At 68.3% G+C, this 26,594-nt stretch carries 20 protein-coding genes and 2 tRNA genes; 15 read left to right on the forward strand and 7 right to left on the reverse strand.

The features are described from left to right. Nucleotides 1-43: 43 nt before the first annotated feature. Nucleotides 44-1,921 (reverse strand): DUF2207 domain-containing protein, encoded by a 1,878-nt coding sequence (locus tag MST3598_RS03295; protein WP_029259668.1) that lies wholly within the window; start codon nucleotides 1,919-1,921, stop codon nucleotides 44-46. An 80-nt stretch (nucleotides 1,922-2,001) separates the two neighbouring features. Between MST3598_RS03295 and lysS the strand changes: the two genes are divergently transcribed. Beyond that, on the forward strand, nucleotides 2,002-3,534 hold the full coding sequence (lysS, locus tag MST3598_RS03300; RefSeq protein WP_029259669.1) for a lysine--tRNA ligase: 1,533 nt from the start codon (nucleotides 2,002-2,004) through the stop codon (nucleotides 3,532-3,534). Nucleotides 3,535-3,549: 15 nt separating this feature from the next. On the opposite strand, the gene MST3598_RS03305 is transcribed toward lysS, so the two are convergent. After that, nucleotides 3,550-4,668 (reverse strand): DUF4192 family protein, encoded by a 1,119-nt coding sequence (locus MST3598_RS03305; protein ID WP_029259670.1) that lies wholly within the window; start codon nucleotides 4,666-4,668, stop codon nucleotides 3,550-3,552. Nucleotides 4,669-4,780: 112 nt separating this feature from the next. On the opposite strand from MST3598_RS03305, the gene MST3598_RS18510 reads away from it, so the two are divergent. The 3 genes from MST3598_RS18510 (at nucleotide 4,781) to MST3598_RS03315 (ending at nucleotide 7,277) form a co-directional block, all read left to right on the forward strand. After that, nucleotides 4,781-4,954 carry a hypothetical protein gene (locus MST3598_RS18510; RefSeq protein ID WP_021198192.1) on the forward strand — a complete coding sequence of 58 codons (174 nt, stop codon included), beginning with the start codon at nucleotides 4,781-4,783 and terminating at the stop codon, nucleotides 4,952-4,954. Between the two features lie 86 nt (nucleotides 4,955-5,040). Beyond that, on the forward strand, nucleotides 5,041-6,501 hold the full coding sequence (gene cls / locus MST3598_RS03310; RefSeq protein WP_021198191.1) for a cardiolipin synthase: 1,461 nt from the start codon (nucleotides 5,041-5,043) through the stop codon (nucleotides 6,499-6,501). Between the two features lie 47 nt (nucleotides 6,502-6,548). Further along, entirely contained in the window at nucleotides 6,549-7,277 is a 729-nt protein-coding gene (locus tag MST3598_RS03315) for a hypothetical protein (protein WP_096359401.1), read from the forward strand. A 19-nt stretch (nucleotides 7,278-7,296) separates the two neighbouring features. On the opposite strand, the gene MST3598_RS03320 is transcribed toward MST3598_RS03315, so the two are convergent. Continuing rightward, the gene (locus tag MST3598_RS03320; RefSeq protein ID WP_029259672.1) at nucleotides 7,297-8,295 is read right to left on the reverse strand and encodes a diacylglycerol/lipid kinase family protein; all 999 of its coding nucleotides are present in this window, start codon (nucleotides 8,293-8,295) and stop codon (nucleotides 7,297-7,299) included. A gap of 105 nt (nucleotides 8,296-8,400) precedes the next feature. On the opposite strand from MST3598_RS03320, the gene serS reads away from it, so the two are divergent. From serS to MST3598_RS03365, 9 genes are all read left to right on the forward strand, one after another. Beyond that, entirely contained in the window at nucleotides 8,401-9,717 is a 1,317-nt protein-coding gene (serS, locus tag MST3598_RS03325) for a serine--tRNA ligase (RefSeq protein WP_021198188.1), read from the forward strand. Next, entirely contained in the window at nucleotides 9,714-10,535 is an 822-nt protein-coding gene (locus MST3598_RS03330; protein WP_021198187.1) for an HAD family hydrolase, read from the forward strand. The genes serS and MST3598_RS03330 overlap by 4 nt, the downstream gene beginning before the upstream one ends. Nucleotides 10,536-10,577: 42 nt before the next feature. Beyond that, nucleotides 10,578-10,662, forward strand: a tRNA-Ser gene (locus tag MST3598_RS03335). Between the two features lie 49 nt (nucleotides 10,663-10,711). Further along, entirely contained in the window at nucleotides 10,712-11,965 is a 1,254-nt protein-coding gene (locus MST3598_RS03340; protein WP_029259673.1) for an LCP family protein, read from the forward strand. A gap of 63 nt (nucleotides 11,966-12,028) precedes the next feature. After that, a complete protein-coding gene (locus MST3598_RS03345; RefSeq protein ID WP_029259674.1) occupies nucleotides 12,029-13,033 on the forward strand; it encodes a LacI family DNA-binding transcriptional regulator in 1,005 nt (334 codons plus the stop codon). 186 nt (nucleotides 13,034-13,219) lie between these two features. After that, nucleotides 13,220-14,863, forward strand: coding sequence for a glycoside hydrolase family 13 protein (locus MST3598_RS03350; RefSeq protein ID WP_036271684.1), 1,644 nt, complete (start codon nucleotides 13,220-13,222; stop codon nucleotides 14,861-14,863). A gap of 108 nt (nucleotides 14,864-14,971) precedes the next feature. Beyond that, nucleotides 14,972-16,273 (forward strand): extracellular solute-binding protein, encoded by a 1,302-nt coding sequence (locus MST3598_RS03355; RefSeq protein WP_231924917.1) that lies wholly within the window; start codon nucleotides 14,972-14,974, stop codon nucleotides 16,271-16,273. 6 nt (nucleotides 16,274-16,279) lie between these two features. Then, nucleotides 16,280-17,245, forward strand: coding sequence for a carbohydrate ABC transporter permease (locus MST3598_RS03360; protein ID WP_029259677.1), 966 nt, complete (start codon nucleotides 16,280-16,282; stop codon nucleotides 17,243-17,245). Further along, complete coding sequence (locus MST3598_RS03365) at nucleotides 17,242-18,189, forward strand: carbohydrate ABC transporter permease (RefSeq protein WP_029259678.1); 948 nt, start codon at nucleotides 17,242-17,244, stop codon at nucleotides 18,187-18,189. The genes MST3598_RS03360 and MST3598_RS03365 overlap by 4 nt, the downstream gene beginning before the upstream one ends. On the opposite strand, the gene MST3598_RS03370 is transcribed toward MST3598_RS03365, so the two are convergent. Continuing rightward, complete coding sequence (locus MST3598_RS03370; RefSeq protein ID WP_029259679.1) at nucleotides 18,186-18,770, reverse strand: TetR/AcrR family transcriptional regulator; 585 nt, start codon at nucleotides 18,768-18,770, stop codon at nucleotides 18,186-18,188. The two genes, MST3598_RS03365 and MST3598_RS03370, sit on opposite strands and share 4 nt — an antisense overlap. Nucleotides 18,771-18,864: 94 nt before the next feature. On the opposite strand from MST3598_RS03370, the gene MST3598_RS03375 reads away from it, so the two are divergent. Continuing rightward, nucleotides 18,865-21,150 carry a glycoside hydrolase family 3 C-terminal domain-containing protein gene (locus tag MST3598_RS03375; RefSeq protein WP_029259680.1) on the forward strand — a complete coding sequence of 762 codons (2,286 nt, stop codon included), beginning with the start codon at nucleotides 18,865-18,867 and terminating at the stop codon, nucleotides 21,148-21,150. Nucleotides 21,151-21,154: 4 nt separating this feature from the next. On the opposite strand, the gene MST3598_RS03380 is transcribed toward MST3598_RS03375, so the two are convergent. From MST3598_RS03380 to MST3598_RS03390, 3 genes are all read right to left on the reverse strand, one after another. Next, nucleotides 21,155-23,749: an alpha-L-rhamnosidase gene (locus tag MST3598_RS03380; protein ID WP_096359403.1), complete on the reverse strand. Its 2,595-nt coding sequence runs from the start codon at nucleotides 23,747-23,749 to the stop codon at nucleotides 21,155-21,157. A gap of 83 nt (nucleotides 23,750-23,832) precedes the next feature. After that, complete coding sequence (locus tag MST3598_RS03385) at nucleotides 23,833-25,485, reverse strand: MFS transporter (RefSeq protein ID WP_231494463.1); 1,653 nt, start codon at nucleotides 25,483-25,485, stop codon at nucleotides 23,833-23,835. An 83-nt stretch (nucleotides 25,486-25,568) separates the two neighbouring features. Further along, nucleotides 25,569-26,279: a potassium channel family protein gene (locus MST3598_RS03390; RefSeq protein ID WP_021198176.1), complete on the reverse strand. Its 711-nt coding sequence runs from the start codon at nucleotides 26,277-26,279 to the stop codon at nucleotides 25,569-25,571. A 189-nt stretch (nucleotides 26,280-26,468) separates the two neighbouring features. Between MST3598_RS03390 and MST3598_RS03395 the strand changes: the two genes are divergently transcribed. Next, nucleotides 26,469-26,557 (forward strand) — tRNA-Ser (locus tag MST3598_RS03395). Nucleotides 26,558-26,594 lie beyond the last annotated feature (37 nt).

Below are 26,594 nucleotides of genomic sequence, written 5' to 3' on the forward strand. Positions count from 1 at the left end.
GAAGCTTCCGCGGCGGTACCCCGGATGCGGGCGCCAGTGGGACTCACCGTCCGCCGGAGAAGCCGCCGCCTCCGCCGCCTCCGGAGAACCCGCCGCCGAATGACCCTCCGGCACTCGACGAAGAGCCCGCCGAGGGGGCCGAGTACGTCGCGGCGGAGTGCGACGATGCCACGAACGAGGCGAGCTGCGTCCGGAGTGCGAACGATGCCGGGTCGCCGATCCAGGATGCGCCGCGCTCCGCATTCGCGTAGGCCTTCTCGAGCACATCACCCCACTCGCGTTCCATCCCGAACAGGATCGCGTAGGGGAGAAGCCGTTCGTACACGTGGATGACGTCGGCGGTGCCGTCGGCGCGACGTTCGGCTCCGGTGTACGACTGGAGCATGCGCAGGCGATCGGCGTCGGCGACCCGGATGAACTCCTTCACTCCCTGCAGATACTCGTAGGTGCGTGCGCCTTCGACGGTGAGCACCGTGTGCTTCGAGAACGGATAGACGCTGGAGAGCAGCACGAGGAAAGCCCCGATGGAGATCACGACGAGTGCAGGGATCGCGGACAGGCGTCCGCTGGCGGCGCTCCAGATCCCGAACGCCAAGCCGGCGACGGCGAGGCCGATCGCACACCACTGCAGGATCACAGCACTTCGACTGCGTGCCATCTCGGTGAGTCCGCGGCTCTGCGCCTCGGTCGTGCCTCTGTGCTGGAGCGCCGTCATCCGCGCTGCGAAGGCTTCGTCGGCGGCGGGGAGATCGACCACCCCGTCGGCGTCCGCATCGAGGAAGAGCGCTTCGAGGGCGTCGACGTCGAGCTGGTCGGGGCTGTGTGCCTCGCCGAGACGACGAACGCGCGGCTCGTCTTCCTCCGTCCCCTCTTCGATGCGCAGCATGCCGCGGACGGCGAGGTGCACGATCTCGGACGGGATCACGTCTTCTGCCCCGGGAACGACGGCAGCGGCGAGCAGCGGGGGCAGCGAGTCCGGCACGTCGTACTGGGCGACCACGATGCCGGTAGCGGCTCGCCGTCTGCGCGCGAAGGCCGACACCGCCACCCAGCTGCCGGCGGCGAGTCCGAGAGCGCCGACCGCGGCGGCGATCGGTGCGACGTCGGCGACCGGATCCGGTGTGCGGGCGAGCGGCTGCGTGGCCGTGCCCGGTTCGAAACCGATGGCCACCGTCACCCCGTCGCCGGCGGGACGAGACCCCGATCCGACACGGAAGGTCGCGCCGCGGCCGTCGGTGGTCGGACCCTCCAGCTCGCACTCCTCCTTCGAGCCGGGAGGGCCGGTGTAGCAGCGGGTGGCGCCGTCGAGTGCGCTGCTCATCGCAGGATCGAACACGATCTCGGCGCGGAACCGGTCGATGGGCTGCGTGCTGTCGAGGGGGAGCAGGTCCCAGTAGAACTCGTCTGCCGGGGGAGCGGACGAATCCTCGGAACGATCGGTCGCGAGGATCACGTCGCGCATCTCGTACTCGATGACGTAGGTGGTGAGACCCCGCACGAAGTCGTCGTCGTTACCCGTCAGCACGTAGAGGAGCCCGTCCTCCTCGTCCGTCTCGTAGGGCACGTCCGCCCCGTTGCCGTCGGTGACGGACAGGATCGTCGTCTCGATGCTCGCCCCTTCGTATGAAGTCGCGAGTCCGCGGACGATGCCGCGATTCTGGTCGACGTCGGGGAAGTGGGCCACGAGGGTCTCCGTCACGCGCATGCGGGCGCGGCCCTCGTCGTCGAGACCGATCTCGTAGACGGCATCCCACGAGCTGTAGGAGAAATCGTCGACATCGGTGGGGACGTCCGCGGGCCGGGGCGCAGCCAGGTGCGACGCGGGCCCGTCGGACGCGGCCTGCGCGGCGGCAGGGGCGAGGACCGCCACCATCGCGAGGGAGAGGGCAGCGAACGCGCGGAGGATCCGTGTGTGGGCCATTCTTCGAGGCTACCCAGCGTGCGCCAAGCAGCGGGATGCCGCCTCGGTAAACTGGGAGGGACTTCCAAGGAGCCCCCCACATGACTGACGCGTCCGCCGCGCCCGAATCGGCCTCGACCGACCCTTCCCTCGAAGAGGACGTCCACGAGCAGAAGGCCGTGCGCCTCGCCAAGCGCGAGCGCCTGATCGAGAAGCGGGCGGATGCGGGCGGCGGGGCGTTCCCGGTCGCCGTTCCCGTCACGCACACGATTCCCGCGCTGCGCGCCGAGTACGGCGAGCTCGAGGCCGGTGCCGAAACCGGTGTCATCGTCGGAGTCGCGGGTCGTGTGGTGTTCAGTCGCAACACCGGCAAGCTCTGCTTCGCCACTCTGCAGGCGGGTGACGGCTCGCGCATCCAGGCCATGATCTCCCTGGCGAACGTCGGCGAGGAGTCGCTGGCCGACTGGAAGGAGTACGTCGATCTGGGGGACCACGTCTTCGTGCACGGTGAAGTCATCTCCAGTCGCCGCGGCGAGCTGTCGATCATGGCGGACGACTGGACGATCGCGGCGAAGGCGATCCTGCCGCTCCCCAATGCCTACTCCGAACTCAGCGAGGAGGGCCGCGTACGCAGCCGCTACCTCGACCTGATCGTGCGCGAGCAGGCGCGCACGACGGTCCGCGCGCGCGCCGCCGTGAATGCGAGCCTGCGTTCGACCTTCACCAGCCATGACTACCTCGAGGTGGAGACCCCGATGCTGCAGGTGCAGCACGGCGGGGCCTCTGCCCGCCCGTTCATCACGCACTCGAACGCGTTCGACACCGAGCTGTACCTGCGCATCGCACCCGAGCTGTACCTCAAGCGCGCTGTCGTCGGCGGGATCGAGCGCGTCTACGAGATCAACCGGAACTTCCGCAACGAGGGAGCCGACTCTACACACAGCCCCGAGTTCGCGATGCTCGAGGCCTACCAGGCGTACGGCGACTACAACCAGATGGCCGCCCTCACACAGGAGCTCGTGCAGAACGCGGCGATCGCGGTCGCCGGCTCCACGACCGTGACCTGGGCCGACGGTACCGAGTATGAGCTCGGCGGCGAGTGGGACCGCATCTCGATGTACGAGTCGCTGTCGGCCGCATCCGGGCGCACCACCACTCCGCAGGACTCGGTCGAAGACCTGATCGCGTTCGCCGAGGCCAACGACGTCGATCTGCCTCCGCAGGCCACTCACGGCAAGCTCGTCGAGGAGCTGTGGGAGCATTTCGTGAAGGGCGACCTCGTCCGCCCCACGTTCGTGATGGATTTCCCCGTCGATACGTCGCCCCTGGTCCGTGAACACCGCTCGATCGCGGGTGTCGTGGAGAAGTGGGATCTGTACATCCGTGGCTTCGAGCTGGCGACCGGGTACTCCGAACTGGTCGACCCCGTGATCCAACGCGAGCGCTTCGTGGAACAGGCCAAACTCGCCGCACGCGGTGACGTCGAGGCGATGCCGGTCGACGAAGAGTTCCTGCGGGCCCTCGAGCACGGCATGCCGCCGTCCGGAGGAATGGGCATGGGGATCGACCGCCTGCTGATGGCGATCACCGGCCTGGGCATTCGTGAGACCATCCTGTTCCCCCTGGTCAAGTAACACGATCACCGACGGTCACTGCGCCGAGTGGCGACGGAACGCCCACTCCGGGAGCATCGCTCCGCCGATCATGGTCTCCAGGAGCGCGGCCAGTGAATAGTGCGGGTCGATCTCTCGCACCATCTCGAGGTATCGGCCCGCGTGGCTGGCGCGTCCCAGAGCCCATGACAACCACGCCGCCACGGTGAGGGGTGCGGATCGCGAGAGCCTCGGAGCCCGTGCCGCCGCTTCGCGTGCGGCGGTGAGAGCGCGTCGGAGGCGGTCGGTGTCGGGAGTGGGGCCGCGCCCGAGGAACACCTCGCCCACCTCGTCGGGGATCATCACCCCGGATTCGGCGTACGCGGTCTGTGCAGCGAGGGTGCGCACGCCGCCTGCCAGGTCGGTCGCCCACTGAGCGATGGCGACGTCCCGCAAAAGGGGCTGCCCGAGGCACCACAGCAGCGTGGCCGTCGCGAACGGGGGCAGAGCCTCGGGTGCCGCCAGCACCGACTCGTAGAAGGCCGGAACGTCGTCGAGCAGGACGAGCGCGGCGATGAGCCGCGGATCATCCCGACTCGTCAGTCGACCTCGACCCTTCCGATCGAGGAACGCCGCGAGTTCGATCGACGCGGTCCCCACACGTTCCTTCTCGGCGAGGTCGACGTGCGGGAGATCCGCCCCGACGCTCTGGTCTCCGGACACGTCGGTCGACAGCGGTAGATCGGCGGGAGTGCGGATCTGCGCCAACGGCCCCAGCTCGGGCTCCTCGTCGAGGTAGCTCGACCACCCGGAGGGGGTCACGCAGAGAGCGTCGACGATGCGGAGGCCCGCCTCCTCTGCGCACCCCAACAGCTCGTCGACGGCGACCGCGTGGGGGAGGACGAGACCGTCTCGCGTCGGGTGCGACTCCTCATCGGTGTAGACGACGACCGCGACGGCATCCGTCGCTGTGACGCGGGCGACGAGGCCGACGGCGGCGTCGGCATAGACCTCGAGGTCAGCCTTCTCCTGCGGGAGATCGAGACGCATGGCTCCGTCGGTGCGGCTGCCTCGGAAAGGGAGGAGCACGATGCTCCGACGGGGCGTGAAGCCCGCGAGGGACGGGACGATGCCGAGGAAAGCGGCGGAATCGGAGGCTCGGAGAACTGTTGTCATCCCGAGAGTGTCGTCGAGGGCGAAGCCCGCCGAGCGCGAAAGAGGACCCTGTGGACGGAGTTCCTGTGAACGCCGAAATGTGCACGAACAGTGGCTCGCGTACCATGGGGTGATGGACAACTTCTGGCTCGCCGCGGCATGGTCGCTTCTGCCGACCGTCGGAGTGAGCATCGTGTTCTTCCTCGTGGTCCGCGGCATCCTCCGCTTCGACCGGACCGAGCGCAAGGTGCACGCGCAGATCGAGGCTGAGGAGCGCGCCGCGCGAGGCCTCCCGCCGCGCGCCTGAGTCCGACCCATCGGCTACTGTGAAGCCAGCGCACCTGTTCGGGTGCGCCTCGGCTGGGATGGTCACTGCGGTGGCGAGGGGGCACGATGACTGCGGAGACCTGGGGATGGTGGATCGCCGCCTTCCTCGTGGTGCTCGACATCATCATCCGTGTCACGGCCATCATCGTCATCCCCCGCAACAGGCGTCCCACGGCGGCGATGGCATGGCTGCTGGCCGTGTTCTTCATACCGTTCGTCGGTGTCTTCCTGTTCCTCGTGATCGGCAACCCGCGCCTTCCCCGCGCGCGTCGGCGCAAACAGGATCAGATCAACGAGTACATCGCCGAGACCAGCGAGCACCTGCATTTCGGCACGCTCCGCCCGAACGCACCCGCGTGGTTCGGGCCGATCGTGCAGATGAATCAGAAGCTCGGCGCCCTCCCGCTCTCGGGCGACAACGGCGCCCACCTCATCTCGGACTACCAGGAGTCCCTCGATGAGATGGCGCAGGCGATCCGCACGGCGCAGGAGTATGTGCACGTCGAGTTCTACATCCTGCAGTCCGACACGTCGACCGACAACTTCTTCCGGGCGCTGGAAGAGGTCTGCGCCCGCGGTGTCGAGGTCCGCGTGCTCCTGGACCACTGGGCCAACCGCGGCAAGCCCCGCTACAAGCAGACCATCGCGCGCCTCAATGCGATGGGCGCCGACTGGCATCTGATGCTCCCGGTGCAGCCGCTCAAGGGCAAGATGCAGCGCCCCGATCTGCGCAACCACCGCAAGCTCCTCGTCGTCGACGGCAACATCGCGTTCCTCGGATCGCAGAACATCACCGATTCGACCTACAACCTGCCGAAGAACATCAAGCGCGGTCTGCACTGGGTCGACCTGATGGTGCGTCTGGACGGCCCGGTCGTGCTGAGCGTGAACGCGATCTTCGTCGCGGACTGGTACAGCGAGACCGACACCGTCCTCGAGGGCATCGACATCGCTCACGCGAACATCGGCTCCGGTGACCTCGACTGCCAGGTCGTCCCGTCCGGTCCCGGTTTCGAGGTCGAGAACAACCTCCGGCTCTTCCTCAGCCTGCTCTATGCGGCGAAGAAGAAGATCATGATCGTCAGCCCCTACTTCGTCCCGGACGAGGCGCTGCTGCTCGCGGTCACCGCGGCCGTGGACCGCGGCGTGCACGTCGAGCTGTTCGTGTCGGAAGAGGGCGACCAGGCGATGGTGTACCACGCCCAGCGCAGCTACTACGAGGTGCTGCTCAAGGCCGGAGTCCGCATCTGGATGTATCGCAAGCCGTACATCCTGCACACCAAGACGCTGACCATCGACGATGAGGTCGCCGTGATCGGATCGAGCAACATGGACATGCGCTCCTTCGGTCTGAACCTCGAGGTCTCGATGCTGGTGCGAGGCGAGGAGTTCGTCGCCGAGATGCGCGAGGTCGAAGACAAGTACCGCTCGCTCAGCCGAGAGCTGACGCTGGAGGAGTGGATGCAGCAGCCGCTTCGTTCGACGGTGCTCGACAACCTCGCCCGCCTCACCTCCGCGCTGCAGTAGGCGACGCAGGCTATCCGCACGAACTTCGTGAGGGCTACCCTGTGACCATGACCTCCGCACTTCGTCCTCTCGTTTCCGTCATGGGCGTCGTCGCCGCTGCGCTCCTCATCGCAGGGTGCACTGCCGGTCCGGGCGCGCAGACGCCGACCAGCTCTCCAGCCCCGAGCGCCGGCGGCATCGACGATCAGAACGACGTCGAGGGTGCACTGCTCGACGAAGGACGCATGTTCGCCGTCATCACGGTGGGCTCCTCCACCTGCGTGCCGCAGGTCGACCAGGTCACCGCGGAAGGACAGACCGTGACCGTCACCCTCGTCGACGCGGAGGGCGAGGCTTCGAAGCCCTGCACGAAGGATCTCGCGCCGCGCGCGAGCCTGGGCACGCTGCCGGAAGGCGTGGACCCGAAGGCCGACATCACCATGAACGTCACCTACGGTGACATCACCGACGATGTGGACCTCGACGGCGATCCGGCGGCGACGGGTACGCCGGGGACGCCCACCGAGTATCTGCCATCGGCCGGCTGGTTCGACGACGGCGGCCTCGTTCTGCTGACCTGGGGATCCTCGTCCTGCCCGCCGGTCGTCGACACACTGGAGGGCTCGGGGAATGTCGGGACCGCGACGTTCGTGACCGACGCGAACCAGGTGTGCACGATGGACATGGGACCGCGTGCGACCATCCTCTCGTTCGGCGATGACACGGTCGACGACGAGGCGGCCTTCACTCTGACCCTCGTCGGCGGCGGGCTCGACGGCACGGTCGAGGTCCGCTGAGCGTCAGGGGCCGCGGCTCTCAGAGGATGTGCACCGGGTGGCCTGACGGCAGTGCCAGGAGCAGAGCCCCAGGATCAGCCCAGCAGGTGATGCGCACCGCTTCACCGAACTCGTCGCCGTCGAGTTCGATCGGGATGGGATCGGGTGCTGCGGCTTCGGCGGCGGCACCGTGGAAGTAGTGCACTGAGGCGTTCTTGCCGCGGTGCTCGAGTACCCGGCGTCCGGCGCGGAAGCGGCGGAGCACGGAGTTGTCCCACCAGATCTTCCGCCAGACCCCGAACCAGCCGAACATGCCGGTCGGCTGGATGACGGCGACGTCGAGGGCGGCGTCGGTGATCGATGCGTCGGGGATCAGGGAGATGCCGGCGGGGAGAGTGCCGCAGTTCGCGAAGAGCAGGCTGTACGCGCGGTGCGAGTGCAGGCGTCCGTCATCGACCTGGTAGACGGCCCGGAACGGCTTCGCGCGCGGCAGTGAGCGGGCGGCACCGTCGACGTACGCGATCCATCCCACGGACTTCTTCAGGTCGGATCGGGTGTTCGCGATCATGTCGGCGTCGAGCCCCATGCCCGCCAGCACCACGAAGGCGTGTTGGGCCTCCTCGCCGTCTTCTCGTGTGAGGCGGGCCCAGCCGATGTCGATCGGATGCCGGAAGTCGCCGAGCGCGGCGCGGATCATCTCGGTCGGGTCACCGAGGGGGAGGCCGAGATTGCGGGCCAGCAGGTTTCCGGTGCCGCTGGGCAGGATCGCCAACGGCACCCCGCTGTTCGCGATCGCCTCGGACACCGCCCGCACCGTGCCATCGCCGCCGGCGACCAGCACGACGTCCACCCCGCGCTCCAGAGCCTGCGCAGTGGCAAGCTGCCCGGCATCCTCGATCGTCGTGGGATAGAACGCCGGATGCGCCCATCCTGCTTCGCGCGAGAGGTCGCGCACTGTGGCGCGGAGATGCTTGCCGTCGACCTTGATGGGGTTGTAGACGAGCGCCGCCTGTCGCTGGACGGGTGCGCTGGATGTCATGGCGCTACTCTAAACCGGGAAAGACCCGCCCCGTCGATCCGGAGCAGGTGACTCCTGGCGGTCCGCGCATCCGGCGCGCCCGGGCGTTCACCGTAGACTTGGTGGATGATCGACCTCGCACTCCTCCGCGAAAACCCGGAGATCGTCCGCCGTTCGCAGACTGCTCGTGGAAACGACCAGAGCACCGTCGACGTCGCTCTCGAGGCCGATCGATCGCGCAGGTCCGCGCTGTCCGCTTTCGAAGAGCTGCGCGCCGAGCAGAACGCCTTCGGCAAGCAGGTCGCGAAGGCCCCCAAGGAGGAGAAGGCGGCGCTGGTCGCGCAGGCGAAAGACCTCGCGGAGCGTGTCAAGCAGGCTCAGCATGCGGCGAACGAGGCTGCGGACGCAGCGGCAGCCGCACTCGCTCGAATCGAGAACGTGGTGATCGACGGTGTCCCCGCCGGCGGCGAGGCGGACTTCGTCGAGCTGCGTCGTGTCGGCGACGTGCCGGCTTTCGATTTCGAGCCGAAGGACCACCTCGAGCTCGGTGAACTCCTCGGTGCGATCGATATGGAACGCGGCGCCAAGGTATCGGGCGCCCGTTTCTACTTCCTGCGCGGCATCGGCGCGCGCCTCGAGATCGCGTTGATGAACCTGGCGCTCGACAAAGCGCTGCAGAACGGATTCGTGCCGCTGATCACCCCGACGCTCGTTCGTCCGGAGATCATGCAGGGCACCGGGTTCCTCGGCGAGCACGCCGACGAGGTCTACCACCTCGACAAGGATGACGACCTGTACCTGGTGGGCACCAGCGAGGTCGCCCTCGCCGGCTACCACAAAGACGAGATCGTCGACCTGTCCGATGGTGCCCTCCGTTATGCCGGCTGGTCGACCTGCTACCGGCGAGAGGCCGGATCGCATGGCAAGGACACCCGCGGCATCATCCGCGTGCACCAGTTCAACAAGCTCGAGATGTTCGTCTACACGACCGCGGAAGAGGCGGAAGCCGAGCACCTGCGCCTCGTCGCGCTGCAGGAGGAGATGCTGACCTCGCTCGGCCTCGCCTATCGCGTGATCGACGTCGCGGCCGGAGACCTCGGATCGAGCGCGGCACGCAAGTACGACATCGAGGCGTGGGTCCCCACGCAGGGCGCGTTCCGTGAACTCACCTCGACCTCGAACTGCACGACCTATCAGGCGCGACGGCTCGACGTGCGTCACCGCCCGGCCGTCGACGCGGCCGATCCCGCGGGCCAGGGCACGGCCAAGACGCAGCACGTGGCCACCCTGAACGGCACTCTCGCCACCACCCGCTGGATCGTCGCCCTGCTCGAGACGCACCAGCAGGCCGACGGCTCGGTGCGCGTGCCGGAGGTTCTGCGGCCGTATCTCGGCGGCCTCGAAGTGATCGAGCCCCTCGCGGCCGGGCGGGCCGCCCGATGACAGGACCCTGGCTGGTCGGCCTCGACGTCGACGGGACGATCCTGCTGCAGGACGAGACGATGAGCCCCGGCGTTCCGGAAGCCATCGCTCGGGTGCGCGACGGAGGGAACGTCGTCACCATCGCCACAGGGCGCAGTTGGATGGCCACGCGACGCTATGTCGAGGAGCTCGGCCTGACCGCCGACTACGTGGTGTGCTCCAACGGCGCGGTGACGATGCGGCGCTCCGGCGACGACTGGGAGCGCTGGAACGTCGAGACCTTCGATCCGACCCCGGTCCTCGGTCTGCTGCGCGAGCGTCTTCCCGATGCCCGATACATGGTCGAACTCGCCTCGGGCCAGCGACTGTTCACCGAGCAGCTCGACGACTGGACTCTCGACGGCGGCCGGCAGGTCGACTTCGACGAGCTCGGGGAGCTCCCCGTCTCGCGCATCGTCGTCGTCTCTCCCGGTCACGACGAAGAGGACTTCCACCGTCTGGTGGCGGATGCCGGTCTCAACGAGGTGTCCTACGCGATCGGGTGGACCGCGTGGCTCGACATCGCACCGCAGGGTGTCGACAAGGGCACGGCGTTGGAACAGGTGCGCACGGAACTCGGGCTCGACGAGGGCCGCATCTTCGTCGCCGGCGACGGACGCAACGACATCGGGATGTTCGGCTGGGCCCGCTCGCTCGGCGGACGAGCGGTGGCGATGGGGCAGGCCCCCGACGTGGTGAAGGAAGCGGCGGGCGAGGTCACCGCAGATGTCGTCGACGGCGGCCTCGCGCGGGCTCTCGACACGCTTCCAGCCCCCGCCCAGGTCAGCGCAGGAGAATAGAACTCGGCTAGACTCACGCCTGGTCGACAGAAGCATCTGTCGGGAGGGTTGTCCGAGCGGCCGATGGAGCTGGTCTTGAAAACCAGTGGGCAGAGATGTCTCGTGGGTTCGAATCCCACACCCTCCGCATGTGAGCACGGTGCCCCCGCACCGGCGCTTGATCCGAAAGGACCCGAGTGAGCCAGAACACCCGACGCCGTCACACGATCGCGCGCCATGGTCAGCTGGGCACTCCTGGCACCGTCGGCCAGCTGTTGAAGTTCATCGCGATCGGTCTCGCGGTGGTGCTGGTGAGCGGACTCGGGGTCGGTGCCTACGTCTTCTACGATCTCACGAGCACGGTCTCGGCGAACGCGGTCGAGATCGAGGGTCAGGACCCCATCCCGCCGGACATCGGCGAGTACGAGGGCGGCTTCAACATGGTCCTCACAGGCGTCGACACCTGTGAGGAGAAGTACAAGGACCTCTTCGGCGAACGCTGCACCGGAGCGGATTCCGAGGGAACGCTCAACGACGTGAACCTGCTCGTCCACGTCTCGCAGGAACCGCGCCGCATCACGGTCGTCAGTTTCCCTCGTGACCTGATGGTGCCGATCCCCTCGTGCACCGACAAGAACGGCAACGCCACCTCCGCGATGAGCAAGCAGCCGCTCAACACCGCCTACACCGACGGCGGCCTGAACTGCGTCGTGAAGACGATCTCCGAGCTCACCGACCAGGAGATCCAGTTCGCGGCCGGCGTCACCTTCGGCGGCGTGATCGAGATCACCAATGCGATCGGCGGCGTCGACGTCTGCCTCGCCAACCCGATCAAGGACCGCTACACCGGACTGGACATGGCTGCGGGAACCCACACGGTCGAGGGTCTGCAGGCGCTGCAGTTCCTGCGCACGCGTCACGGTGTCGGTGACGGCAGCGACCTGGGCCGCATCGGCAACCAGCAGCAGTACATGTCGAGCCTGGCACGCAAGATGATCAGCGGGGAAGTGCTCGGCAACGTCCCCGTGATGCTGAAGCTCGCGAACACCGCGATCCAGAATCTGGAGCCGAGTGAGTCGCTCACGAACCCGATGACGCTCGTGCAGATCGCCCTCGCGGTCAAGTCGGTGCCGTTCGAGGACATCGTCTTCGTGCAGTACCCGAACGGGACGGACTCGGCCAACCCCAACAAGGTCGTTCCCAACTACACCGCCGCCTCGGCGCTCTGGGACGCACTCGCTGCGAACGCACAGCTGCAGATCACGCACGAGAACAACAAGAACGACGGCGTGGTCGTGCAGGAGCCGACGGCGCCAGTCGAGCAGCCGGCAACGGATCCGGCAGCGACTCCCGACCCGGCAGCGACGCCTGACAACGTCGTGGCGCTGCCCGATTCGATCAAGGGCAACTCCGCGGCGCAGCAGACCTGCTCCAACGGCAACGTCCGCTGAGTCCTTCGCGAGAACGCGCAAACTGCTTGCGCGTTCTTGCAAGGATTTGCGTACACTGACTGCATGTCGAAGCGACTGGCAGAGGTGGCCCGCAAGGTCGGTGTGAGCGAGGCAACGGTCAGCCGCGTGCTGAACGAGAAGCCGGGGGTCTCCGACGCCACCCGGCAGGCGGTCCTCACCGCCCTCGACGTGCTCGGCTACGAGCGGCCGACCAAGCTCCGGGGCGAGCGTGCCCGCCTCGTCGGACTCGTGCTCCCCGAACTGCAGAACCCGATCTTCCCCGCGTTCGCCGAGATCGTCGGAGGCGCACTCACCCAGAACGGCTACACGCCTCTGCTGTGCACCCAGAACGCCGGCGGAGTGACCGAGTCGGACTACGTCGATCTGCTCCTGGCGCAGCAGGTCTCGGGTGTGATCTTCCTCGGGGGAAACTACACGCAGGCGGACGCCGCACACGAGCACTACGAGCGGCTGCGCCAGGTGAACCTGCCGACCGTGCTCGTCAACGCCCGCGTCGCCGAGCTGCACTTCGCGACGGTGTCGACCGACGACGCGGCCGCGGCGGAACAGGCCGTGCTGCACGTGCACCAGCTCGGACATCGGAAGATCGGCCTGCTCCTGGGGCCGGAGGATCACGTCCCCTCCCGCCGCAAGCTCGATTCGGCGCGCCGTCTGCTGGATGCGCTCGGGGCGCCGCTGTCCGACGAGCTCGTGGTGCGCGGCATGTACTCGCTCGAGTCCGGGCAGGCAGGGGCCTCGCGCCTCTTCGCTGCCGGCGCGACCGCGATCGTGTGCGCGAGCGACCCGATGGCACTCGGGGCCGTACGCGCGGCGCGGCGGGCCGGCCTTTCCGTGCCGGGGGACGTGAGCATCGTCGGGTTCGACGACTCGGCTCTGATGAGTTGCACCGAACCTCCGCTGACGACGGTGCGACAGCCGATCGAGTCCATGGGGCGCGCCGTGATCGCCCTGCTGCTCGCGCAGATCGCCGGCACAGCCCAGCCGAGCGACGAACTGTTGTTCGAGCCCGAGCTGGTGCTGCGAGCCTCGACGGGCCCGCTGCGCTGACCTGATCTGCGGACGGCCCCGAGCCGTCCTTGTGCGCGCATGTCAGCCATCGCAATTTTCCAACATTCTGTTTAGTTCTTGCACGGAACGCGCGGAAAAGCTACATTCGACTCATCGCCATCGACGACGAGGAGATTCGTGGACACTGACGTTCTGCGCACGGCGGCACCGGCCCGCACCCTGACGATGCCCGTGGGCGAGGGATGGTGGCGCACAGCCGTCATCTACCAGGTGTACGTGCGCAGCTTCGCGGACGGCAACGGTGACGGCATCGGCGATCTCGCCGGCGTCCGCTCACGGCTGCCCTACCTGAAGAGCCTCGGCGTCGACGCGCTCTGGTTCACCCCCTGGTACCTGAGCCCGCTTGCGGACGGCGGATACGACGTACAGGACTACCGCCGCATCGACCCCCGCTTCGGCACCCTCGAAGAGGCGGAGCAGCTGATCGCGGAGGCGCTCGAACTCGGCATCCGCACGATCGTCGACATCGTGCCCAACCACATCTCCGATCAGCATGAGTGGTTCCGACAGGCGCTGGCGGCCGGCCCCGGCAGCCCGGAGCGCGAGCGCTTCTGGTTCCACTCCGGTCGGGGCGAGCGCGGTGACGGCATCCCGACCAACTGGGTCTCGAGCTTCCAGGGCGAGACCTGGTCGCGCACGCAGAACCCCGACGGCTCCGACGGCGAGTGGTATCTGCACTTGTTCACCCCCGAACAGCCGGACCTGAACTGGAACCACCCGGATGTGCGGCGTGAGCACGAGGACGTCCTGCGATTCTGGTTCGACCGAGGCGTCGCGGGCGTCCGCATCGACTCCGCGGCGCTCCCGGTCAAGGACCCGACTCTTCCCGACCTTCCGCCGGGCTCCGCTCCCACGGTCGGCCACCCGCACATCGACCGCGACGAGCTGCACGACATCTACCGCGACTGGCGGTCCGTCGCGGATGAGTACGACGGCGAAAGGGTGCTCGTCGGCGAGGTGTGGCTCGACGACGCCGAGCGCTTCGCCCGCTATCTGCGCCCCGGCGAGATGCACACGGCTTTCAACTTCGGATTCATGACGCAGCCGTGGAGCGCCAGGGCGATGCGCGACTCCATCACCCGCACGCTCGCCGAACACGCGCCGGTCGGCGCGCCGGCGACCTGGGTGCTCTCGAACCACGACGTCACGCGTCCGGTCACCCGGTACGGACAGGCCGATTCCTCTTTCGCGTTCGAGCGCAAGCGCTTCGGCACCGCGACGGATGCCGTACGCGGCGCGAGCCGCGCTCGCGCCGCGGCGCTGCTCGTCGCGGCGCTGCCGGGCAGTCTCTACATCTACCAGGGCGACGAGCTCGGCCTTCCCGAAGTGGAACTGCCGCTCGACGCGATCGAGGACCCCATGCACTTCCGCTCTGGCGGGGTCGACCCGGGGCGGGACGGATGCCGTGTGCCGCTGCCGTGGTCCGGAGCGGTGACCCCGTACGGCTTCGGCGGCGCCCCGTGGCTTCCGCAGCCCGAGGACTGGGCGGCGCTCACGGTGGACGCGCAGCACAGGGACCCCGACTCGACCCTCAACCTGTACCGCGCGACGATCGCGCTGCGCCGTCGACTCGACGACCTCGCCGGAGACGACCTGGAGTGGCTCGAGCTCGGCGCCGACGTGCTGGCGTTCCGCAGGGGGGACGGCACGCTCAGCATCACGAACCTCGGATCCGTGCCCGTGCCGCTGCCGGCCCACCACGAGGTACTTCTCGCCAGCGCGCCACTCGACGGTGCGCTCCCTCCCGATTCCACAGCCTGGCTCGCCCTCCGAGCCGTCCCCGCGCGCTCGCACCGAGCGCCGAAGTAGCCCTGCACCACCCGATCAGCACCACATGGAAGGACAGACAATGAAGTCATCAACGAAGGCCATGGTCGCCGGCATCGCCGTGCTCGCGACAGTCGGCGCGCTCGCCGGCTGCACGTCCAGCGGCGACGGCGACAGCGGCGACGGACGCCTCGAGCTGCGTGTCGCGACGTTCCCCCGGGAGCGGACGCTGCCGCCTACGATGCGTTCGCCGCTCAGGAGAAGCAGTTCGAGAAGGAACACCCCGACATCGACATCATCGGCGTCGAGTACGAGTGGGAAGGCCCGACCTTCGCCGTGCAGCTCGCCGGCGGAAGCCTGCCCGACGTCTTCACCGTGCCGTTCACCGACTCGAAGACGCTGCTCGAGAACGGGCAGCTGATGGACGTGACCGACGCGATCGAGAAGCTCGGCTACACCGACAAGTTCAACCCGATCATCCTCGACGGTGTCACCGGCGCCGACGGCAAGATCTACGGCTTCCCGCGCCAGGCGTACGCCGCCGCGCTGCACTACAACCGCGACCTGTTCGAGCAGGCCGGGCTCGACCCCGACAACCCGCCGGAGACGTGGGACGAGATCCGCGAGGCCGCCAAGAAGATCACGGATGCCACGGGCAAGGCCGGGTATGCGCAGATGGCCATCAACAACACCGGCGGGTGGCAGCTCACCTCGCAGACCGTCGCCCGCGGCGGGCGCACCCAGACCGACAACGGGGATGGCACGGCCGAGTCGACGATCGACAACGATGCGACGAAGGCGTCGCTGCAGTTCCTGCACGACGTGAAGTGGGAGGACGGCTCGTTCGGATCGAAGGTCGACCTCGACTGGGGAACGATCAACCAGGAGTTCGCCGCCGGCAACATCGGAATGTACACGTCGGGTTCCGACATCTACACCGCCCTCGTGCGCGACTTCGGCATGGATTCGGACATCTACGGCATGACCGTCGTGCCCATGGAAGGCGACGACCCCGGCACGCTCGGCGGCGGTGACATCGCGGTGATCAGCCCCACGGTCGACGACGCGACGAAGGCGGCGGCGGTCACGTGGATCGATTGGTACTACATGCAGAAGCTGATGGACAAGGACGCGGCGGTGCTCGATGCGAAGACCCTGAACGAGTCCGGCCAGGCGGTGGGCACCCCGCTGCTCCCGGTGCTCAGCCGTGAGCTGTACGACGAGTCGCAGGTGTGGATCGCCGACTACATCAACGTCCCGGTCGAGCAGATGGCCCCGTTCAGCGACCGCATCTGGGACCAGACGCCGGTGGGTGAGCCGAAGGTGAAGACGCAGGAGGTGTACGCGCTCCTCGACACCGTCGTGCAGAAGGTCCTGACCGACCAGAACGCCGACATCGATGCCCTCCTGGCCCAGGCGCAGACCGACGCGCAGGCGAAGCTCGACGAGTAACGCTTCATGACGATGACGCTCTCTGAGCAGCGGGCGGCGGTGGAGGACTCTCCGCCGCCCGCTGTGCGCCCCTCCCGCGGCCGCTCGCCCCTCACCTGGTTCCGCGGCGGCGGGCTCGCGAACCTCCTGTTCGTGCTCCCCATGCTGTTCGTGTTCGTGTTCTTCTCCTGGTCCCCGATCGTGCAGTCGGTGATCATGAGCCTGCAGAAGACGAACCTGATCGTCTCCGAGTGGGTCGGATTCGACAACTACCTCGCCGTGATCGGTGACCCCGAACTCGGCCGCGCCGTGATCAACACGCTGTGGTTCGCCGTGCTCGCCCTGCTCTTCGGGTTCCCGCTGCCGCTTCTGATGGCCGTGCTGATGAGCGAGGTGCGCCGCGGCAAGGGCATCTACTCGGCGCTCGCCTACCTGCCCGTCGTGATCCCGCCGGTCGTCGCGGTGCTGCTGTGGAAGTTCTTCTACAGCGCCGACCCCTCGGGGGTGTTCAACACCGTCCTCGGATTCGTCGGCATCCCTCCACAGCCGTGGATCCAGGACGCCGTGCAGGCGATGCCCTCGCTCGTGCTCGAGGCCACGTGGGCAGGCGCCGGTGGGTCGATCATCATCTACCTCGCCGCGCTTCTGGGCGTGCCGCCCGAGCTCTACGACGCCGCGGAGGTCGACGGCGCCGGCATCTGGAAGAAGGTCTGGCACGTCACGCTGCCCCAGCTGCGCGGCATCCTCTTCATCATGCTGATCCTGCAGGTGATCGCCACCGCGCAGGTCTTCCTCGAGCCGTTCCTGTTCACCGGCGGTGGACCGGCCGGAGCAACCAAGACCGTGCTGCTGTACATCTACGACAAGGCCTTCCGCAACAGCCTGGGCGGCGACTACGGCGAGGCGACGGCCGTCTCGGTGCTGCTCGCGATCGTCCTCGCCCTCCTCTCCTGGCTGTACTTCAAGCTGACCGACCGTTGGAGCACGACGTGAGCCTCACCACCCGCCTCTCGACCAGTGCCGCGGAGAAAGCGGCGGAGAAGGCCGCCGATCGCGTCGGCGACCGCACCGTCATCTCCGACTCCGAACGTCGGCGGCCCGGCATCCGCATCGGGATGTCGCTCACACATGTCTTCCTCGCCGTCGGACTGGTGGTCGCCGGGCTCGGGCCGATCCTGTGGCTCGCGAAGTCGGCGATCACCCCCACCCAGGACACGCTGCAGCAGCCGTTCGCCCTGTGGCCGAACGGCATGGATTGGGAGAACCTGTCGACCGCGTGGAACGACATCCACATCGACCAGTACTTCTTCAACACGGTGATCATCGCCCTCGGCGCCTGGTTCGTGCAGCTGCTCATCGCGACGACCGGGGGCTACGCGCTGTCGGTGCTGCGCCCGAAGTACGCGCCGATCCTGAACGCCCTGGTGCTGGCGACGCTGTTCATCCCGGGCATCGTGCTGCTGGTGCCGCTCTACCTGACGATCGTGCATCCGCCGCTGCTCGGAGACGTGAGCCTGCTCAACAACTACCTCGCGGTCTGGTTGCCGATGGGCGCGAACGCGTTCAACATCCTGCTCGTGAAGCGGTTCTTCGATTCGCTCCCGCGGGAGGTGTTCGAGGCAGCGCGCACCGATGGCGCCGGACCTTTCCGGCTGTTCTGGTCGATCGTGCTGCCGATGTCGAAGCCGATCCTCGGCGTGGTCTCGGTGTTCGCGATCATCGCCGCGTGGAAGGACTACCTGTGGCCGATGCTCGTGCTGCCCGACCCTGCGGTGCAACCGTTGTCGGTGCGTCTCCCCGCCGTGCAGTCGCAGACCGAGCTCGACGTGTTCCTGGCGGCGCTGGCGATCGCGACCCTGATCCCGATCGCGATGTTCCTGATCTTCCAGTCGGTGTTCCTGCGCTCGGCCGGACTCGGGGGTGCCGTGAAGGGCTAGTCGACGGTCGGCGGCACTGGCGGATGCAGGGCGTCGATCAGGGCACCCATGATGCCGGGCATATCGACGGTCGGGTCGATCATCCATTGCAGCTGGAGCCCGTCGGACGCCGCCTGGATCACCCGCGCGAGCGTGTCCGGGTCGAGAGTGGAGCGTCTGCCGTCGGCGCCGAAGTTGTCGGCGATGGAGTCGCGCAGGCGCGCGCTCCGATCCAGGAAGTAGTCGTGGGCGGGGTGTTCCGGGTCGGCGGCGTCCACGGAGAGGCGTGAGAACAGGGCGACGAGACCCGGGACCTCGGTGTTGTGGCGGATCACGCCGATGAACGCGGCTCTGGCCTCGGCGTCGCTGAGCCCGGCGGGATCGAGGCCGTCGTGCTCGTCGCGCTTGCGGAGCACCTCGGTGAACAGCTCCTCCTTCGATCCGAAATAGTGCAGGAGAGCAGCGGGGGTGACGCCGACGACTTCGGCGATCTCCTTGAGGGACGCGTTCTGGTAACCCTTGCGTCCGATCACGTCGAGGGCGCTCTCGAGGATCTCCTCGCGTCGCGCCACGCCCTTCGCATACGAACCCCGTCGTGCCATGCTTCGACCCTAATCCTGAATGCCGTTTGAAATCTAATACTGAAGGGCATATGGTTTTCGCAAGGACATCGACGTCGCCCGCGAAAGGAACACCATGACCGAGATCTCGGCTTCCGACCTCACCCTCGAGGAGAAGGCGTCGCTCACCAGCGGTGCGGACTTCTGGACCACGAAGGCCATCGACCGCGCGGGCATCCCGTCGGTGATGATGACCGACGGTCCGCACGGCCTGCGCAAGCAGTCCGGTGCCACCGACCACCTCGGTCTCGCGAGCAGCGTCCCCGCCACCTGCTTCCCACCCGCCGTCGGCATCGGCTCGTCGTGGGATCCGGAGATCATTGAGCGCGTGGGCGCGGCGATCGGCGTCGAAGCCGCGATCGAGAACGTCGCCGTCGTGCTCGGCCCCGGCATCAACATCAAGCGCTCGCCGCTGTGCGGCCGCAACTTCGAGTACTTCTCGGAGGACCCGATCGTGTCCGGCGTCCTCGGCGCCGCCTCGGTCCGCGGTATCCAGTCGAAGGGCGTCGGCACCTCGCTCAAGCACTTCGCCGCGAACAACCAGGAGTTCGACCGCATGCGTGCGAGCTCCGACGTCGACCCCCGCCCGCTGCGTGAGATCTACCTGCGCGGGTTCGAACGCGTCGTGAAGGACGCCTCTCCGTGGACCGTCATGTGCTCGTACAACAAGCTCAACGGCGTCTGGACCTCGGAGGACCCGTGGCTGCTCACCAGCGTGCTGCGCGACGACTGGGGCTTCGACGGCCTTGTCGTCTCCGACTGGGGCGCCGTCAACGACCGCGTCGCCGGCGTCGCCGCAGGCCTCGACCTGGAGATGCCGGCGTCGGGAGGGCGCACGGATGCGCAGCTCGTCGCCGCCGTGCGTGCGGGTACGCTCGAGGAGAGCGTGCTCGACACCGCCGCGGGCCGCGCCACCGAGCTCGTGCGCAAGGCCGGGGAGCGCCCGGCCGTGGCAGGCCCGCTCGATGTCGATGCCCACCACGCACTCGCCCGCGAGGCGGCCGGTCGTTCCATCGTGCTGCTGAAGAACGAGGGTGCCCTGCTCCCGCTCGCCGTCGACCAGAAGATCGCCGTGATCGGCGCGTTCGCGACCGAGCCGCGGTTCCAGGGCGCGGGGTCTTCGCTGATCAACCCCACCCGCGTCGACAAGGCGCTCGATGAACTGCGTGCCGTGGTCGGCGAGAACGTCTCCTACGCCGCGGGCTTCGCCGTCGAAGGCGGCGCCATCGCGACATCCGGTCGGACTGCCGACGACCTGCGGGCAGAGGCCGTCGGCGTCGCCGAGGCGGCAGACGTGGCCGTGGTCTTCCTCGGCCTCCCCGCTGCCGAGGAGTCGGAGGGCTTCGACCGCGATCACATCGACCTGCCGGCGCCGCAGCTCGCCGTGCTCGACGCCGTGCTCGAGGTCAATCCCCGCGTCGTGGTCGTGCTGTCCAACGGCGGCGTGGTGGCCCTGCCCTTCGCCGACCGCGTGCCGGCCATCGTCGAGAGCTGGCTGCTCGGTCAGGCCGGCGGCAGCGCGGTGGCCGACGTGCTCTACGGCGCGGTGAACCCCTCGGGCAAGCTCACCGAGACCGTGCCGGTGCGGCTCGAGGACAACCCGTCATTCGGCAATTTCCCCGGCGAGTTCGGCCACGTGCGCTACGGCGAGGGTCTGCTGGTCGGCTACCGCTGGTACGACGCGAAGGGTCTCGAGGTGACCTTCCCGTTCGGCCACGGACTCTCTTACACGACGTTCGAGTACGGTCGTGCGACGGCCGAGGTCGGTGCTGACGGCGACATCGTCGTGCGCGTCGACGTCACCAACACCGGTGACCGTGACGGTCGCGAGGTCGTACAGGTCTACGTCGCCCCGGCTGCGTCGAGCGTGCAGCGCGCACCTCGTGAGCTCAAGGCCTTCTCCTCGGTCGCGCTCGCTGCCGGGGAGACCCGCACGGTCGAGCTCGTCGTGCGGCGCGAAGACCTCGCCTACTGGGACATCCGCGTCGACCGCTGGGTGGTCGAGGGCGGCGCCTATGCCGTCGATGTGGCCGCCTCCAGTCGCGACATCCGCTCGACCGCGTCGGTCGAGGTCTCGGGTGACGAGGTGCACCAGGAACTGACCATGAACTCCTCGATCGGCGACCTGATCTCGCACCCCGTCGCCGGCCCCATCGTGCAGCAGGCGCTGGGTGGCCTGATGGGCGGGCTCGGTGGCGACGCGGCCGCGGCGTCGATGATGCCGAACGACGAGGCGATGCAGAAGATGATGGCCTCCTTCCCGATCGGACGCCTGGCCGGATTCCCCGGGCTCCCTGTCGACTTCGAGCAGATCGAGCAGCTGATCGACGCGGCGAACGCAGGCGGTCCCGCCGCCGGCTGACGCGTCACGGATGCAGGGGCACGGTGCGCGTGTGCGCGCCGTGCCCGAGCTCCTCACGGACCGCGCCGGGCAGGTCGAGCTCGGCCGTCGCGCCGACCGGGACCACGAGGTCGACATGCAGCTCGTCCTCGCCCACGCGCCACGCGATCGAGGCGTCACCGTAGGACGTGCGCTGCATCGCCGCGGCATGGGTGAGCCCGCCACCGGGACGCGGTGCGAAGCGGATGCGACGGTATCCGGGCTCTGCGGGTGCGAGCCCGGCGACGCTGCGGTGCAACCAGTCGGCGACCGCTCCCAGCGCGTAGTGGTTGAACGAGGTCATGGTCCCGGGGTTCACGGTGCTGTCGGGGAGCATCGCATCCCACCGCTCCCAGACCGTGGTCGCGCCCTGCACGACCTGGTACAGCCAGGACGGGCATCCCTGCTCGAGAAGAAGGTCGTAGGCGGTATCCGCGTGGCCGGTCAGGGTGAGCGCGTCGCAGACGAGCGGCGTGCCCGCGAAGCCGGTCGCGATGCGGTTGTCCGCGGCATGCACGAGCGCGGCGAGGCGTGCCCCCGCGATCGCACGCTGCGTCTCGTCGGCGAGCAGGTCGAAGACGATGGCCAGGGCGTACGCAGTCTGGGCGTCGGAGGTCATCGTGCCGTCGGGTTTCACATACGCACCCCGGAAAGCGGCAGCGACCTCGGTGGCGAGCGTGCCGTAACGAGCCGCGTCCGCGGAGCGTCCGAGCACACGAGCCATATCGGCGACCGCTCGCGCCGACCGGGCGAAGTACGCCGTGGCGACGAGATACCGATCGGTGCGGGCATCGCCCGGATCCTGCGGGGGCGCCGCGGGATCGAGCCAGTCGCCGAGCTGGAACCCCTCGTTCCACAGGCGGTCGGGTCCGGCCAGTGATTCCACCTTGTCGACCCATCGGCGTGCGCTCTCGAACTGCGTCGCCAGAACGCCCTCGTCTCCGAAGCGCTGGTACAGGGTCCACGGCAGCAGCGTCGCCACATCTCCCCAGGCGGCGCCGGCGCGGATCGGAGACCACACCCTGTGCGACGGGATCACGGGCACGAACCACGGGACCGTGCCGTCGGGCAGCTGGTCGGCCTCCACGTCACGGAGCCATCCCGACAGCATCCCCGAGACGTCGAACAGCGTCGACGCGGTCGGGCCGAACACCTGCACATCGCCCGTCCACCCCACGCGCTCATCTCGCTGCGGGCAATCGGTGGGGATGTCGACGAAGTTGCCGCGCATGCCCCAGACCACGTTGCGGTGCAACTGCTCGACCAGGGGATCGGAGCACCTGAACCACCCGGTGCGCTCGAGGTCGGTGTGCAGCACACGGGCGATCAGAGCGCCGGCCGCGACATCCGCATCGAGGTCGCCCGGCCAGCCGGAGACCTCGGCGTATCGGAAGCCGTGGAATGTGAACCGCGGCTCCCACTCCTCGCCGCCGGGGCGTCCGGCGAGTGTGTAGGAGTCGCTGGAGCGTGCGCTGCGCAGCGGCCGCGTGTAGATCTCGCCTTCCTGCAGAACCTCCGCAGTGCGCAGCGTGACGGTCGTGCCGCGCGGACCGGTCACGCGGATGCGCACCCTTCCCACGAGGTTCTGCCCGAAGTCGAGGATGCGGGCGCCGCCGGGTGACGTGAGCACGGCGACGGGGGCGACCTCTTCGGTCACCCGGACGGGTGGCGCCGTCGGCGCGACCAGGGTGCGCGGATCGCGATCGCGCACCGCGACAGGCAGCCACTGCGCGTCGTCGAAGGCGGCGGTCGTCCACTCCGAGAGCTCCTCGCGCGCGTCGTAGTCCTCGCCGTCGTAGATGCCGGAGCGGAGGATGGGGGAGAGTGCGCCCTTCCATGAGTCGTCGGTCACGATCGTCTCGCGTCGTCCGTCGACATAGGTGATCTCCAGCTGGCCGAGGAACGAGAGATCGCTTCCGAACACGTTGCGGTACCCGCCGCGCCAGCCGAGACGTCCGCGGTACCAGCCGTCGCCGAGCCAGGCGCCGAGCGCGTTCTCTCCGTCGACGAGCAGGGCGGTCACGTCGTAGGTGTAGTACCGCAGCCGTTCGCGATAGACCGTCCACCCCGGCGACAGCGTGTCGGCGCCGACGCGCTCGCCGTTGATCTCGGGTTCGTACAGCCCGTGCGCGGTGGCGTAGAGCCGGGCGCGGGAGATCTCCCCGTCGAGCCGGAAGCTCCGCCGCACCAGGGTGGCGCGGCGGGCGTCGCTCTCCGGGTCCTCATCGAGGTCGAGCCCGACCGGCCGCGCCGACCAGTCGTCGGGGTGGAGGAGGCCGGCTTCCACCCAGGTCTGCGGGCTCTCGGCCGACCAGCGGCCGTCCGCACCCTGCACCGCCACGCGCACACCCACCCGCTCGCGGGAGTCGAGCGCACGAGTCGGCCAGGGAACCAGGACCTGCTCGGCGGACGTGACCTCGACGGTCTCCTCGGCGTCGTCGCGCACCACCGTGACGGCGTAGCGCTCCTGGCGCCAGCCGGCAGGTGCATCCGTGGTGGTCCAACTCAGGCGTGGTGCGCTCTCGCCGATGCCGAACGGTTCCCGGTGGTGCTCGATGCGGGGTGCGGAGACGGTCGTCATGGTCCTCATCCTCGCCGATCCCGATGACGATGGCGACGGCGACGGCGACGTTCGGACCGGCGTCTCCGCCGGGTCCGCACTGGTCAGCCGGCCTCCTGGTCGGCCGTCTCCTGGCCGTGCCGTCTGCGGACGGCGTTCGCGTGGGGTATCCCCTTCGAGAAGAAGAGCGACAGCAGACTGATGAGGATGAGCCCGAAGAACGCGATGCGCAGCGACGACAGCTGCGAATCGCGGTAGACCGTGGCGAGAGTGTCGGCGTCGGCATCGTCCAGCCCGGCCTTCTCCGCGATGGCGGCGACGTCGGCTGCGGGCACGATGGTGACTCCGTGCTGCGTGGCGCTCGCCACGGTCGCCTGGGTGGTGTCGGGCAGGTCGCTCGCCGCGACTCCCGAGGCGAACGAGGTCGACAGCGCACCGATGAGGATCGACCCGATCAGGGCCGTTCCGAGCGACGAGCCGAGGTTCTGGAACACGCCCTGAAGCCCGCCGACCTCGCTCGTCTCCTTCTCGGTCACGCTCGACATGTTCACGTTCCCGAGCTGCGAGGCGAGGAGTCCGAGGGCCGCTCCGGCGAGGAACATCCCGGTCGCGAAGAAGCCGCTGCGCAGGTCGCTGGTGGCGGAGCCGAGAAGGATGAGGGCGCTGACGACGAGTGTCAGCTGTCCGATGCGCACGATCGTCCGCGGAGACAAGAGGCGCGAGAGTCGGGTGCCCACGATCGAGAACAGCACGAGAGCGATGGAGAGGGGGAAGATCCGGATCCCGGTCTCCAGGGCATCGAGGCCGAGGGTCATCTGCAGATACACCGGCACCATGAAGAAGAGCCCGGCGGTCACGGTGTACTGCGCCCCGAGGACGGTGAGTCCGCTGCGGAGCGAGGTGATCGAGAACATCCCCACGTGGATGAGCGGCGACCGGCCGAGGCGTTCGAGCAGGCGCTGACGCGAGAAGAACAGGGCCAGGAGCACGACGCCGAGCACGATGAACCAGGCGGCGGGAGAGATGCCGAGAGGGGCGACCACGACGCCGCCGATCGTGGGCGGGTTCAGCGGCAGCACCCACCCCCACGTCTTGCTCTGCAGCATCCCGAACACCACCGCGACCAGCCCGACCGACGAGAGCGCGACGCTGAGGACGTCGATGCGCACGCTCTGCCGTGGCGTCGGGTCGGTGACGATCCGGGCGCACAGCACCACGCCGATCATGATGAGCACCTCGGCGGCGAACACGTAGCGCCAGTCGAAGTAGGTCGTGACGAATCCGCCGATCAGTGGTCCAGCCGCGACGGCGGCCCCGGAGACGGCACCGATGATCGCGAACGCCGTGATGCGCTCACGGCCGTGGTAGTTGTCGGCGACGAGGGCGGCGATCGCCGGGATGACGAGCACGGCACCCAGACCTTCGACGACCGACCAGCCGAGGAACAGGAACTGCACGTTCGGACTCACCGCCGTGATCAGCGACCCCACGGCATAGATGCACGATCCGATGACGAACGCCCTGCGGCGGCCCCACACGTCACCCAGCCTCGCCCCGAGCAGCATGAACGCCGCCATCGTGAGGGTGTAGAACGTGATGGCGCCCTGCATCGCGGCGACGGTGGTGTCGAGGTCGGACACCACCGTCGATATCGACACGTTCATCACGGTGCCGTCCAGCACCATCACGAACTGCGCGGAGCCGAGGACGGCGATGACGCCCCATCTCTTCATGGTGACTCCTTCGAGCCTGTTCATCGTGGCATCCGACGGGGCGATCTCCGTGCGGGCGTCACCCCTTCCGGATGAGGTCGGCGGGCGGCGGGCACGCCGTAAGGCACTCAGGCGGGCGTGCTCGATCTGCCTTTCGCGCTCGCGCCGCGCATGATCCGTGCGACCGCCGTGATCAGGAACAGCTGCCCGGTGATGCCCTCGGCGATGGCGATCCCCTGTCCGGTGGTGCCGACGGGGACCAGATTGCCGTATCCGGTCGTGGTCAGTGCGGTGAACGAGAAGAACAGCTGGTTGCCGAGCGAGTCGAGGCTCTCCTCGCCGAACATCGGGGTGGGGGAGATCTGCGAGATCAGGTTGTAGACGAAGGCGAAGAACATCCCGACCAGGATGTAGGCCGTGATCGCCGCCAGCAGCGCCTCCAGGTCGAGGCCCCGCCGGTTGACCTGATGCGCGATGATGGCCCACGGAGCGACCAGCAGAGCGAGCATCGATGCGGCCGACAGCGGAATCGCGAGCACCGGGCCGTCGACGCCGAAGAGCGCGGCGATGACGGCGGCGGCACCGGCGACCGAGAGCACCACCCACCACACACGCTGCACGAGGTGTCGCGCACGGGTCACGTAGAACACCATCGCCACCGTCGCCAGCATGGCGAGGAAGGCCCAGGGGCTCGGGTCCGTGCTGGGCTGCGCCGCGCAGAAGCCGTACGAGACGATGAGCAGACCGAGGATGATCGCGTAACCGCGCGCCTGGCCGTCCCGCTCGCGATGCGAGGGGGTGTGGGCGTTCTCCGCGTTCACGGTGTCGGTGCGGGGCATGATCGGTCCTCTTCCGCGCGGTGGACGTCGGGTGCCCACGATGTGCGGCAAGTATCCCAGCGCGAGTGCGCATCCCCGCTCAGCCCGCGTGCGCGTCGGTCGGAAGCGAGTTCGGGGGTGCCGGTTCGTCACGGCTCGTCCGACCCGTTATGATGGCTAGGTGCATCCGTGCTTTCGGGTCGGATGCCTGGAGACGTCGCATAGTCCGGCCGAGTGCACCACCCTGCTAAGGTGGAGTCCCCTCACGGGGACCAGGGGTTCAAATCCCCTCGTCTCCGCAGAAGAACCCCCGCTCAGGCGGGGGTTTTCTCGTTC

Origin of the sequence: Microbacterium sp. TPU 3598, from assembly GCF_002356155.1 — a bacterium.
GTDB lineage: Bacteria > Actinomycetota > Actinomycetes > Actinomycetales > Microbacteriaceae > Microbacterium > Microbacterium maritypicum_A.

Bases quoted from the DNA above. Each gene is read 5' to 3' on its own strand.
- lysS (WP_029259669.1), top strand. From the start codon at position 2,002: ATGACTGACGCGTCCGCCGCGCCCGAATCGGCCTCGACCGACCCTTCC.
- MST3598_RS03385 (WP_231494463.1), bottom strand. From the start codon at position 25,485: ATGAACAGGCTCGAAGGAGTCACCATGAAGAGATGGGGCGTCATCGCC.
- MST3598_RS03375 (WP_029259680.1), top strand. From the start codon at position 18,865: ATGACCGAGATCTCGGCTTCCGACCTCACCCTCGAGGAGAAGGCGTCG.
- MST3598_RS03315 (WP_096359401.1), top strand. From the start codon at position 6,549: ATGACCTCCGCACTTCGTCCTCTCGTTTCCGTCATGGGCGTCGTCGCC.
- MST3598_RS03295 (WP_029259668.1), bottom strand. From the start codon at position 1,921: ATGGCCCACACACGGATCCTCCGCGCGTTCGCTGCCCTCTCCCTCGCG.
- MST3598_RS03360 (WP_029259677.1), top strand. From the start codon at position 16,280: ATGACGATGACGCTCTCTGAGCAGCGGGCGGCGGTGGAGGACTCTCCG.
- MST3598_RS03345 (WP_029259674.1), top strand. From the start codon at position 12,029: ATGTCGAAGCGACTGGCAGAGGTGGCCCGCAAGGTCGGTGTGAGCGAG.
- MST3598_RS03305 (WP_029259670.1), bottom strand. From the start codon at position 4,668: ATGACAACAGTTCTCCGAGCCTCCGATTCCGCCGCTTTCCTCGGCATC.
- MST3598_RS03330 (WP_021198187.1), top strand. From the start codon at position 9,714: ATGACAGGACCCTGGCTGGTCGGCCTCGACGTCGACGGGACGATCCTG.
- MST3598_RS03370 (WP_029259679.1), bottom strand. From the start codon at position 18,770: ATGGCACGACGGGGTTCGTATGCGAAGGGCGTGGCGCGACGCGAGGAG.
- cls (WP_021198191.1), top strand. From the start codon at position 5,041: ATGACTGCGGAGACCTGGGGATGGTGGATCGCCGCCTTCCTCGTGGTG.
- MST3598_RS03380 (WP_096359403.1), bottom strand. From the start codon at position 23,749: ATGACGACCGTCTCCGCACCCCGCATCGAGCACCACCGGGAACCGTTC.
- MST3598_RS18510 (WP_021198192.1), top strand. From the start codon at position 4,781: ATGGACAACTTCTGGCTCGCCGCGGCATGGTCGCTTCTGCCGACCGTC.
- MST3598_RS03390 (WP_021198176.1), bottom strand. From the start codon at position 26,279: ATGCCCCGCACCGACACCGTGAACGCGGAGAACGCCCACACCCCCTCG.
- MST3598_RS03320 (WP_029259672.1), bottom strand. From the start codon at position 8,295: ATGACATCCAGCGCACCCGTCCAGCGACAGGCGGCGCTCGTCTACAAC.
- serS (WP_021198188.1), top strand. From the start codon at position 8,401: ATGATCGACCTCGCACTCCTCCGCGAAAACCCGGAGATCGTCCGCCGT.
- MST3598_RS03350 (WP_036271684.1), top strand. From the start codon at position 13,220: ATGCCCGTGGGCGAGGGATGGTGGCGCACAGCCGTCATCTACCAGGTG.